The 12239-nt window shown below is 35.7% G+C and carries 11 protein-coding genes; 10 read left to right on the plus strand and 1 reads right to left on the minus strand.

Translation table 11 applies throughout. The features are described from left to right. Window position 1: 1 nt before the first annotated feature. Entirely contained in the window at window positions 2–2584 is a 2583-nt protein-coding gene (gene mprF, locus ORL93_RS11905) for a bifunctional lysylphosphatidylglycerol flippase/synthetase MprF (protein WP_003206592.1), read from the minus strand. 219 nt (window positions 2585–2803) lie between these two features. On the opposite strand from mprF, the gene ORL93_RS11910 reads away from it, so the two are divergent. The 10 genes from ORL93_RS11910 (at window position 2804) to ccsB (ending at window position 11992) form a co-directional block, all read left to right on the plus strand. Then, window positions 2804–3193 carry a hypothetical protein gene (locus tag ORL93_RS11910; protein ID WP_003196277.1) on the plus strand — a complete coding sequence of 130 codons (390 nt, stop codon included), beginning with the start codon at window positions 2804–2806 and terminating at the stop codon, window positions 3191–3193. A 23-nt stretch (window positions 3194–3216) separates the two neighbouring features. After that, window positions 3217–3708 (plus strand): DUF3907 family protein, encoded by a 492-nt coding sequence (locus tag ORL93_RS11915; RefSeq protein WP_018764247.1) that lies wholly within the window; start codon window positions 3217–3219, stop codon window positions 3706–3708. 350 nt (window positions 3709–4058) lie between these two features. Then, window positions 4059–4973 (plus strand): superoxide dismutase, encoded by a 915-nt coding sequence (locus ORL93_RS11920; protein WP_003206588.1) that lies wholly within the window; start codon window positions 4059–4061, stop codon window positions 4971–4973. Window positions 4974–5082: 109 nt separating this feature from the next. After that, the gene (locus tag ORL93_RS11925) at window positions 5083–6204 is read left to right on the plus strand and encodes a D-alanyl-D-alanine carboxypeptidase family protein (RefSeq protein WP_098160378.1); all 1122 of its coding nucleotides are present in this window, start codon (window positions 5083–5085) and stop codon (window positions 6202–6204) included. After that, complete coding sequence (spmA, locus tag ORL93_RS11930) at window positions 6197–6793, plus strand: spore maturation protein SpmA (RefSeq protein WP_016114058.1); 597 nt, start codon at window positions 6197–6199, stop codon at window positions 6791–6793. Before ORL93_RS11925 ends, spmA begins: the two co-directional genes overlap by 8 nt. Continuing rightward, the gene (spmB, locus tag ORL93_RS11935) at window positions 6790–7320 is read left to right on the plus strand and encodes a spore maturation protein SpmB (RefSeq protein ID WP_018780997.1); all 531 of its coding nucleotides are present in this window, start codon (window positions 6790–6792) and stop codon (window positions 7318–7320) included. Before spmA ends, spmB begins: the two co-directional genes overlap by 4 nt. Window positions 7321–7608: 288 nt before the next feature. After that, window positions 7609–8337: a 23S rRNA pseudouridine(2605) synthase RluB gene (rluB, locus tag ORL93_RS11940; RefSeq protein WP_018764251.1), complete on the plus strand. Its 729-nt coding sequence runs from the start codon at window positions 7609–7611 to the stop codon at window positions 8335–8337. Between the two features lie 186 nt (window positions 8338–8523). Further along, a complete protein-coding gene (resA, locus tag ORL93_RS11945) occupies window positions 8524–9045 on the plus strand; it encodes a thiol-disulfide oxidoreductase ResA (protein WP_265959079.1) in 522 nt (173 codons plus the stop codon). Window positions 9046–9194: 149 nt separating this feature from the next. After that, window positions 9195–10820 (plus strand): cytochrome c biogenesis ResB family protein, encoded by a 1626-nt coding sequence (locus ORL93_RS11950; protein WP_265959135.1) that lies wholly within the window; start codon window positions 9195–9197, stop codon window positions 10818–10820. Window positions 10821–10834: 14 nt separating this feature from the next. Next, the gene (gene ccsB / locus ORL93_RS11955) at window positions 10835–11992 is read left to right on the plus strand and encodes a c-type cytochrome biogenesis protein CcsB (RefSeq protein WP_018764253.1); all 1158 of its coding nucleotides are present in this window, start codon (window positions 10835–10837) and stop codon (window positions 11990–11992) included. The last annotated feature ends 247 nt before the right edge of the window (window positions 11993–12239 follow it).

A 12239-nucleotide genomic window follows, 5' to 3' on the forward strand; every position in this document is an offset into this window, starting at 1 on the left:
GCTAGCTGCTTTTTCGTTTTCCTATTAATTTTGTTACGGCAAGCATTGTAATTGGCAAGGAATGATTTTTCCGGAATGCTAAATATTTTCCACTCCACGCCGGTTTATATTTTTCTTTAAAATGCCGTAAACCACTAAAACTATATGTATAACGAACGTTATTGAAAATTGCTGCAGCGACGCGCTCAGACCAAAAGGATTGTGTGGATAAACCAACATTAGAGAGCGGGGCCATACCGATGTTAAAGGAATGATAACTGTTTTCTTTTGCCCATTGGAATAAATGAATAAAGATTGCATCCATAATCCCGCCAGGTGCATCTGGATAATAACGCATTAAATCGATAGAAAGTTCACCAGTTTGATAAACAGGCATAAACGTTGTAAATGCAATGATTTTTCCCTCAGCATCAGATAAAGTTGCAATAGGGGCGCGACTTATATACTCACGATCAAAGTATCCAAGAGAAAAACCTTTTTCTTTTTTTCCCCCAAGCCAAGCGTCTGAAACATTTTTTAATTCTTCATATAACTCGTCTGAAAATGGTGGTTGATGAATGGAAAAGGTATAACCTTCACGTTCAAAACGGTTAAAAGTTGCACGTAATCCAGCACGCTTTTTCCCTGATATAGTAAATGTATTTAAATCAACAACAGCCTCTTCACCAAGTTTAAAGAAGTTATAGCCAAAATCATGGTATAAACTCATCCATTTGCTTTCAATTTGATAGAAAACGCAAATATATCCAAATCGATCCGCTTCAGCTAAAAATTCTTGTAGTACGTTACGGAAAGAAGACGGATCCCCAATTGGATCGCCGAGTACAACAAGTCGTTTTCCTGTTGTTGAAAATAAAAGAAGTGCTTTTCCATCACTACTAAAGAAAAATTGTTTATCTCCTAAAAAACCTAAATGACTTAGTACATTTCCGCCATATTCATCTAAGAAGTTTTGCAGACGTTTATCGTTTGCTGATTGCTCAGGGAATACACTACGATAGCGATTCGCGATAAGAGAACCGATGAGTAAAAAAGTTGGAACAAAGAAAGCAGCTGCAAGTGCACTTCTCTTTACTTGCGTAATATTACGAACGACAAAATCGGGCTTGAAAGCTTCTTTTGCTCCTGCGAATAGGATGCCTAAGTTTTTATACAAGTATAATGTTAGTAGTAAAAATATAAATACTTTTACTACATCGGAAAGCGAAACTGACATTTTTTCACGTACAAATCTTTTGCGAAGCATATATAATACGGCTAGCACGATTAGTAAAATAAAGGTTTCTTCAATATCGATTCCTTTCAGTGTATTAAAAATGGCTGCTCCAATTAAAGAAACAATAGTCATATAGTAGGAACGTTTTGTTCCATAATAAATACCTCTTGATAGAATAAGGAGCAGAATTCCAAATGTTAATGATAAGCTAAAAGAAAATTGAATAAGATGTTTTGGAGCTAAAATGTGTAATGCGTGAGCACGATTTATACTCGTCGGTAAAATGGTCGATAAGATGACCATTAGGCCGGTAAAGACTGTTAAAGCAGCTGATGCCCATGGACCTAGCTTTCCTAAAAAATCACGTTGTAATGTCCAAATGACACCTGTTGTTTCTAAGGCGGGTGCAATAAATGGTTTATCTTCAATCTTTTTTAGGGCAGCTCCGGTCATTTCAAAAGCGGCAAAAATTAACCCGAGACAAAATGGTAAAATATAGTATACGAGGCGGTATAATAACATGGCAGGTAATAATACGCCTGTATCGATACCGTATTGTCCTAATCCAGTTAAAAAGACAAGGTCAAAGGAACCAAGACCACCGGGTACAAGACTAACAACCCCTGCTAATGCTGCAATAACATAAACCCCTAAAAATTTCCGGAAATCGATGTCAATTCCAAATAATATTAAAATAACATACATGACGATGCCGGCAGAAAGCCATTCCACTAATGAAACAAGTGAATATAGAACGGTTGGGTTCTTCTCTTTGATTTCTTCCTGTCCTTCTATGTGTTGCTTTTTTCGATTTTTAATTTTGGAAAATCCAATATATAGCGGTACAAAAAGAGCAAAAAAGATGAGGACAGGCCATAGCCAAGGTTTTTCATGTAAAATAAAACTTGTATCTAGTATTCCTATAAGACCGAGGAATGAGAGAAGGGATAATCCATTTATAAAAGCAGTTGTCATCCAAGCGATGCTTTTGATAAGTTTACCATTCTCTTTTACGTGAGGCCGATATAACATTGTCCGTATACCTGCTCCAACAAGTCCACCAAAACCGATAAATCCATTTAAGGTGTTAGCAATCCAAGAAACACGGAAAATCTTTTGAACAGGTACATCTGCTTTTAAATAGCGGAGCATAACAAAGTCATAAAAGAACATTGTTGAAACAGCAAACGCACCGAGCGTAATAGCTAAAAAGACTCCTCCAGTCGGAATGTTTTTAATTGTTTCAATTGCTTCTCGAAATGAAATACCTGACAATTCTTTCCGAGCTTGAAAGAATACAATTGTCAAGACAACAAATGGGAAAATAATTTTTCCGATTTGTAAGAAACGTTTCCACGAAAACGACATAAATACAACTCTCCTTGCATAAGAAAACTGAGACAATATTCTTATTATGACAAACTTCATGAAAAATAAAAAGGTAAATTGCAGGATATAAAAACTATTTTTTATATAAATATAGAAATGTTATATATTTTTTTGCTAAGAATTAATAATAAATTAAAGTTTTGTTTATTCAGAAAAGTAAGTTGAAATAGAACGAAATAAGGAAGAGGGGGAAAGCGGATGGTTATAGTAGGTTACGCAGGCCATGAGCTAGAAAAAGCACAACCTAATACATCAGAAGATTTCTTTAATCGATCCGAAGTAACTTATATTTTGGGTGAACAAGAAAAAACATTTTCTGTATTATATGTCCGTTATTTTGAAGAAATTTTACAAGGAATTACTCCGTTTGAAGGAAATCCAGTTTTTAAAATAGAAGAACAAGACATATATTTACGTGATATCGTTGCTCTAGCTTGTTTTATTAAAAATAAAGAATTTCGTGGGCAAAAGCGTGTATATATTAACAGGATAGAAGATTTTCAAAAAAATTTTGATGATAAAACAGTGGTAAAAGTACAAGACATAATGGCTGAGTTACATAAAAATAAAAAAGTAGAAATAGCGTAAAATGGAAAAGGAGAGAAAAGGATATGTCTAATTCAATGGTTGAAAATCAAACGCATCAAGTTTCTGAATTTTTAGAAGAAGTTATTGATTTAATGACTGATTTTGTTAATTATCATACATTACCTTCTTTATTAGAAGAGTCACCAGAAGGGAATAAACATTATTATGAAGGTTTATTATCATCATTAAGACGACTCCTTGTATTTTGTGAAGAAGGCTTGGATGCGTGCCTTGTTTTATTGAGTAGTCAACCATTTCGAAAAACGGCTGCTGAGAGAACATTATATAAAATCTATCATCAAGTAATTGCTGAATTCTTTTCGCCAAAAAGTGATCAGTGGTATGAAAATAGTCGCTCGGCATATACAGGGAAAAATTCCATTGCTTTTCAACAAATACCGCCTAGCTCAATTGAAAAAGTAATGCAAGAATTAGAAGGAAAGTTTCAAACAATGCGTGAGGAGCTGGAATATTACGAAACGGACTATCAAACAAAGATGTTACACAAGTATTAATAAAACCATTTTCTTTAGGTGTGAGAGAGGATCCGGCCATGGATAGAAGTGGTCAGATCCTTTTTCAGCCCCATGCGAAGTGAGAACAAAAGGAGAAAGTGAGTAGGGGTTCCTTTTTATTTTTATAACCGCGACTTATATGTTGGGGAATTAAAATGGATGTATATAATAAGATGAGGGAACTACTGTCTTTGATTGTAGGGATGAATAGCTCTAGTATATGTTTTATATAAGTATTAGAGAATACTCAAAGAAGCTAGAGAAAGACTAGCTTCTTTTGCTGTTTTGTACGGTATATACGATGCGGACGCTGAATATAGTTAAAGTGGATAGCATAGAGGAGGTGTCGTATGAATCAGCAAGGTGTATTTACGGATTATTTTCATGAAGTAGAAAATTGGTGTGAAAGCGTTCTTCACGTATTAGATAGTCGTGCAACTGAAGTTTATGACGTCCATATGCTTGCTTATAAAATTCAAATGCTATTAGACCGTATGAAAGAAAATGAGTATGAAACAGATGCTGAATTCCTGTATGAGATAAGTGATGATGTGGAACACATCCAGAATCATTTACAAGAAGTATTTATGCAAGAAAATGAGCAATATGAGTTATATGAAAGAACGTATACTGAGAGATCTGTTCCAATTGGGGGTCACACGCTTCCTCCGTTACCCTATCCATATAATGCGCTGGAACCATATATTTCTCGAGAGATTATGATGCTACATCATGATAAACATCATCGGAGTTATGTGGAAGGGCTGAATAAAGCAGAAAAAATGATGGAAGAAGCAAGGAAAACAAATAAGTTTGATTTAATCAAGCATTGGGAAAGAGAAGCGGCTTTTCACGGTTCAGGTCATTATTTGCACACGATATTTTGGAATAACATGAAAAAAGATGGAGGGGGAAGTCCAAGAGGTGCATTATCTCGAGAAATCGAGAAAGATTTTGGGGGTTTTTTACGTTTTCAAAAGCATTTTACAGAAGCTGCATCGAAGGTAGAAGGATCTGGCTGGGCTATTCTTGTGTGGGTACCTCGCTCGGGAAGATTAGAAATTTTACAAAGTACCCTTCATCAATTATTCACACAGTGGGATACGATACCGTTACTTGTGCTTGATGTATGGGAACATGCATATTATTTGCAATACCAAAATCGGAAAGATGAGTACATTAAAAATTGGTGGAATGTTGTGAATTGGTCCGATGTGGAAAAGCGATTTGAAAGTGCGAAACAGCTTGAGTGGACACCGTATTAGACGCATATTTGTGCGTCTTTTTTGCTGGTATAGAAAAGAATATTTCGTTCATATTTTAAGGGGCCAAGCATACACTTGTACAAAAAGTGCCAAAAGGACGTGGGGGAATATGAGACGAACTTGGATTGTAATTGCACTTATTATAATGTGTGCAAGTGTTCTACCGATTCATACATATGCACAAATGAATGATGTAAGCGCCCATAATGCCATATTGATGGAAGAACATTCAGGACGTGTGTTATATGGAAAGTTAGAACATGAATCACAAAAAATTGCTAGCATCACGAAAATTATGACTGCCTTACTCGCTGCCGAATCAGGGAAAATGAAAGAAGTTGTACGTATTAGCGATAAGGCTGTTCGAGTAGAGGGGTCGGCAATTTATTTACAACCTGGAAAAAAAGTACCGCTAGAGGATTTAGTTTATGGTTTAATGCTTCGTTCCGGTAATGATGCAGCACAAGCAATTGCTGAAAATGTTGGGGGAAGCATAGAGGGGTTTGTTTATTTGATGAACGAAAAAGCGAAACAAATAGGAATGAAAGATACACATTTTTCAAATCCACATGGTCTAGATGGGGATGGAACGCACTATTCGTCTGCATATGATATGGCACTTTTAACACGTTATGCAATGGGAAATGAAATGTTTCGGAAAATTTTTGGAACAAAAACATATCAATCGAAAATGTGGGATTATCCATGGAAAAACAAGCATAAACTTGTAACTTCTTATTATGAATTTGCAACAGGAGGCAAGACGGGATTTACAAAAAAAGCAGGGCGTACACTTGTTACAACAGCTTCGAAAGATGGATTAGATTTAATTGTAGTGACACTTAATGCGTCTAATGATTGGGACGACCATATGTATTTGTTTGATCAAGGGTTTAAGCAATATGAGTTAACGAAGGTTCTAGGGCAAGGAGCGCTCTCTGGACTGCAGGAAAAGAAGTATACAAATCATGTTTATATAAAAAATGATTTCGCTATACCGCTAACGAAAGATGAGAAGAAACAGGTTATGCTAAAGGTTGAACTTGATAGGAGTGCAAAATTAGTAGATGGAGAGAAAGTCGGTAAGACAATAGTTTATATTAATGAAGAAAAAGTAGGGGAACGTAATTTGTTTTATAGTAAGCGAAAGTTGGTTGCTACAACTGGAGTATATTGGAATGATGTGATAGAAATCTTCTCTCATATGTTAGGTGTTGGAACAGATGGTTAACCTCGTATGGGTGGCGATGGCGGTTATTGGGATTGTATATGCGATGATAAACGGAACGATGGAGGAAGTGAATAAAGCAGTCTTTGAAGGGTCAAAAGATGCAGTAACCATTTGTATTGGGCTGATTAGTGTTTTAGTCTTTTGGCTAGGGTTAATGAAGATTGCTGAAGAAGCGGGCTTATTAAAGAAATTAGTCTCATTTTTTATGCCAGTTGTAAAAAGATTGTTTCCAGAAGTACCAAAGGATCATCCTTCGATGGGATTTATTTTGTCAAATATGATGGCAAACTTTTTTGGGTTAGGAAATGCAGCGACGCCACTTGGTATTAAAGCAATGGAACAACTTAAGGAACTGAATGGAGGAAAGGATTCAGCAAGTCGTTCTATGGTGACATTTTTAGCTTTGAATACATCCGCAATTACATTGATACCGACTACTGTGATTTCAATCCGAATGACGTATGAATCGGCGAATCCGACTGAAATTGTTGGTGTTACGTTTATTGCACAAGTACTATCGATGATTGGGGCTATTTGGATTGACCGCTATTTTTACCGCAGACGGAGTAGAAAGGGGCGGAAAAAGTGAGTATTGTTAATACAATTTCATTATGGGTGATACCTTGTGTGATTGGTTTTATTCTATTATATGGCACGATAAAAAAAGTTCCAACGTACGAATCATTTGTAGAAGGTGGGAAAGAAGGAATCCAAATTGCTATTTCTATTTTACCATTTATGGTGGGGATGCTCGTATCCATTTCTATTTTCAGGGCATCTGGGGCTTTAGATGCCATGATTTCTGTAATGAAGCCAGTGTTGGATATGATTCACGTGCCAGCAGAAATTGTACCACTTGCGCTCATACGCCCCATTTCTGGTTCGGCAGGATTAAGTATTACTACAGATTTAATTGCTACATATGGACCAGATTCATTTATTGGTAGGCTCGCTTCCACAATGCAAGGAAGTACAGATACAACGTTTTATATTTTAACAGTGTACTTTGGAGCTGTTGGTATTCGTAAAATGGGTGATGCTTTAAAGGTAGGGTTGTTTGCAGATTTAATTGGGATTATTTGTTCTATTGTATTTGTTTCTTTATTGTTTCAGTAATCGGTATTCATTTTTTGAGTTAATTCGCTTATAATACGTATACGACCACTATTAAGGGTAGGCTTAATAGTGGTTTTTTTGTGGAATATTTTTGACAAAATAATGAACTTTTGTTGTGAACAACTATATGAGGGTAAACAATAAAAAAGAATTGAAACCGAATTCGGCCTTTATAAGTTTAGAAACATAGCTATGTTGTTTACGATATGTTAGGCTGGCTGCTATATGTTCTGGCGGTTGCCAACTCCTTCTAATGAAGGTAAGATAAATTTGAGGTGAATAATGGAAATGGAACGATTACAAAAAGTGATTGCGCAAGCAGGAATTGCATCAAGAAGAAAAGCTGAAGAACTTATTCAGCAAGGAAAAGTTAAAGTTAACGGTAAAGTAGTGACTGAGTTAGGAACGAAGGTAACTCCTCAAGATAAAGTAGAAGTAAATAATATCCCTCTTGAAAAAGAAGAACCTATTTATTTCTTACTATATAAACCAACTGGCGTAATTTCGAGCGTATCAGATGACAAAGGAAGAAAAGTTGTTACAGACTTTTTCCCTGAAATCACACAGCGCCTATTCCCAATTGGTCGTTTAGACTATGATACGTCTGGCGTACTTCTTATGACAAACGATGGTGATTTTGCAAACATATTGATGCATCCAAAATATAAAGTTGAGAAAACATACGTTGCAAAAGTAAAAGGCCCATTAACAGGAGAGAAAATTCGCATGCTAGAAAAAGGTGTTGTATTAGAAGATGGAAAGACAGCACCAGCACGTGTGAAAATCCTTTCTTGGGATAAGCGTAAAGAGATGGCAATTGTACAATTAACGATTCATGAAGGACGTAATCGCCAAGTTCGTCGTATGTTTGAAGCGCTTGGCTGTAAAGTAATGAAATTAAAACGTGAACGCTATGCTTTCTTAGAAGTAGGAAGTCTACGCCCTGGTGATGCAAGAGAGTTATCACCTCATGAAGTAAAACAATTACGTGCGCTTGCTTCTACAAAGCCGAGATAAGTGGTAAAGTGAAACTTCCATCCGTGGGGGAGTTTTATCCCCTATGGATGATTAGTTGAACCGATCGTTTTGGTGAGTGATTATGGAGGCATATATATTAAAATAAACAAATGCTTGAAATAAAGGACAAGTTAGTAGTTACAGAAATTTTTTACATATAAATTCATCAAAGAGAGGGGAGAGAGTATGAAGAAGAATCGCTTACTATTTCGCATTCTCATTTTGCTTATTTTAAGCATGGCAGTAGGATTCACACTTTATCAAGGTTTTTTTGTTGATAAGGAAAAAATGCAAATCGGGAAAAAAGCACCTAACTTTGTTGTTTCAGATTTAGAAGGAAAAAAAATCGAGCTAAATGACCTGAAAGGAAAAGGGATATTTTTAAATTTTTGGGGAACGTGGTGCAAACCGTGTGAAAAAGAGATGCCTTATATGAATGAATTATATCCTAAATATAAAGAAAAAGGCGTTGAAATCATCGCATTAGATGCAGATGAAACGAATATTGCGGTGAAAAATTTTGTGAATCAATATGGATTAAAGTTCCCTGTTGCGATTGATAAAGGGCAAGAAATAATTGGTACATATGGCGTTGGTCCACTGCCAACAACATTTTTAATTGATAAAGAAGGAAATGTAATCGAGAAAATTACTGGTACACAAACAAAGGAACAAATGGAGGAATATTTAAAGAAAATTACTCCTTAGTAAAGAAAGCCTTTACATAACGAATAGTAAAAGAGTTTGATAGATGAAGGTGCTTTGCTTCGTCTTAGTACCTATCTTGAAAATTCTGAGTATTGTGGTAACTTGCATTTGGAAGATACAATGATAAATAGAAACAAGAGGCGGTGAGAATATTGGAACAGATAAAGTGTGAATGTGGACATGTAAATCCAATAGGCACAATTTTTTGTGAAGCTTGCGGGAAACCTTTTGAAAACAAGGAAGATACGAGGTTATTAGATATGCGATATGAGGGGAGTGCCCGGCGCTCTCTTATTCATACGAGAACGATAGTAGATAAAGTTTGGAGTTTTTTTTCTTCCGTAAAGGTGGGGGTATGGCTCATTGTTATCACTCTATTAGCATCAGCAGTTGGAACCATATTTCCGCAAGAAATGTATATACCTCCAGGTGTTACACCAAGTGAATATTATGAACAGGAATATGGTTTTCTTGGACAACTATATTACCAATTGGGTTTTAATAAATTATATAACTCATGGTGGTATATAATTTTAATTGCGTCGATTGGTGTGTCACTTGTGATATGTAGTTTAGATCGTGTAATTCCGCTTTATAAAGCTTTAAAAAAGCAGGGTGTAAAAAGACACCCAAGTTTTTTAAAGAGACAACGATTGTATGGGACAGGTTCTCCAAAAGAGGGGGATTTAGAACAGATTCAAGCCAATTTAAAGAAAAAAAATTACAATGTAAGAGTCGAAGGCGAAAATATTTTAGCGGAAAAAGGAAGATTTTCTCGCTGGGGTCCATATGTGAATCATATCGGTCTTATCATTTTTCTATTCGGAGCAATGCTACGTTTTCTTCCGAGTATGTATGTGGATGAAGCACTGTGGCTACGTGATGGGGAAACAAAAGAGATCCCAGGAACTGATGGGAAATATTATTTGAAGAATGAAAAGTTTATAAAAGAAGTTTATGACAAGAGTAAAGATGATAAAGTATTTAATGATGCGATTGAGCGTGTAGGCGATAAAATGATCGCTAAAAACTACCAAACAAATGCTGTATTGTATAAAGCTGTAGAAGAAAATATAGCTGGACAAAAACCAAAGTTAGAAAAGGTAAAGGAATCTAAAATTAAAGTGAATGAACCGTTAAAATTTGATCAGTTTGCTCTATATCAACTAGATTTTAAAGAAAATGAATTTGGTAGTATGTCTTTTTCTTTACAGAAAAAAGACAATCAGAAAAAATGGAAACCCATTAAAGTTAACTTAGAAAATCCAAAAGAAACATACGATTTAGGAGATGGGTATTCTATAAAATTATTAAGTTATTTTCCTGATTTTTATTTTGATGAGAATGGTCAGCCAAATACAAAAACAAAGATTCCGAACAACCCAGCTTTCGTTTTTAAAATGTTTACACCAGAGACGCCAGAAGGAGAAGTGAGTTTTGTAGGTATACAACAAAACATAGAACCAGAAGGAAATAATCAATATAAAATGACCTTTGCAGGAGTAGAAATGCGAAATGCAACGGGGCTTATTGTGAGAAAAGATTTGACACTATGGATTCTTGGAATCGGAGGATTTATCTTCATGGTTGGTGTGATTCAAGGGATGTATTGGAATCATCGTCGTATCTGGATACAACGTGTTAAAGATGAATGGTGGATTGCTGGCCATACAAATAAAAACTGGTTTGGCTTGCGGAAAGATATTGAGAAAGTGCTTGAAGGAACAACAATTCCACAACCATACGACAAAGTAAATGATCAAAAAATTAGTTAAGGTGGGGAGAATATATGGTGCAAATCAGCAGTAATTTCTTATTTGCCGCTTTCATCTTCTATTTAATTGCAACACTGTTCTTCGGGGGGGCGATTAAAGAAAAAGGTCGGAAGTGGGCAAATATAGGTATAACCATAACAATTTTAGGATTTGTCGCTCAAACTGTATACTTTGTAACAAGGTGGATCGCTTCAGGGCATGCACCAGTAAGTAATTTCTTTGAGTTTGGTACATTCTTCGGCATGATGCTTGTTGGTGCTTTTATTGTTATGTATTTCATGTATCGTGTAAGCATAGTCGGATTATTCGCTTTACCAGTAGCCCTTTTGTTAATTGCATATGCAAGTATGTTTCCGAGAGAAATTTCACCGCTTATTCCATCGTTGAAAAGTAATTGGCTACATATTCATGTAACAACGGCCGCAGCTGGACAAGCTATTTTAGCAATTAGTTTTATTACAGGTGTCATATATTTGCTTAAAAATGTAGATCAGTCAAAAAGGACGAAACGGACATTTTGGTTAGAAACAGTTGTGTTTACACTCGTTTGCGCTGTCGGATTCATAGCGGTAACAACAGTTTATTCGGCAACGAAATATGAAGCAAAGTTTCAATGGGTGGATAAAAATGAACAAAAAGTCGAGATGAAATATAATCTGCCTGCACTTGTTGGACCCCATGAAGGGAAGTTAATAACAACTGGAAAACTTGAACCGATTGCAGAAATGCCTGCTATAATAAATGCAAAGAAATTAAATACAGTAATTTGGTCACTGCTTGTTGGAACGGGACTATATCTTGTATTAAGATTAATTTTACGAAAAAGAGTATCAGCGGCCCTTCAGCCAGTAGTGAAAAATGTTAACAGTGATTTACTTGATGAAATTGGATATCGATCTATTGCAATTGGATTTCCAGTCTTTACGTTAGGAGCGTTAATTTTTGCGATGATTTGGGCACAAATTGCATGGACGCGCTTTTGGGGGTGGGATCCAAAAGAGGTATGGGCACTCATTACATGGCTCTTTTATGCTGCAGTTTTACATTTACGTCTATCTAAAGGTTGGCATGGTGAGAAGTCGGCATGGCTTGCGGTAATTGGATTTGCCATTATAATGTTTAACTTTATAGCTGTAAACTTAATTATTGCTGGTTTACACTCATATGCGTAAGGTTTTTTCTCTTTTTTAGAGGGGACATACCGTTCAGTTAAGCGTAATAAAATAGGAAAGTGGTTGTCACTTTCCTATTTTATTTTTGTCAATTTCTTTTCTTTTTTGAGAAAAACATGGCAAAATAAAGGTTGATTTTGTAAAATGATGTCGAGGACTAAATGTCCTGTTCAAAAAAAATACATATTTTTGGAAAAGAAATGAACAAACTTTATTATTCTTGTGAAGTATAATTGTTAAGGTGGAA

This window comes from Bacillus sp. DHT2 (assembly GCF_026241455.1).
GTDB lineage: Bacteria > Bacillota > Bacilli > Bacillales > Bacillaceae_G > Bacillus_A > Bacillus_A pseudomycoides.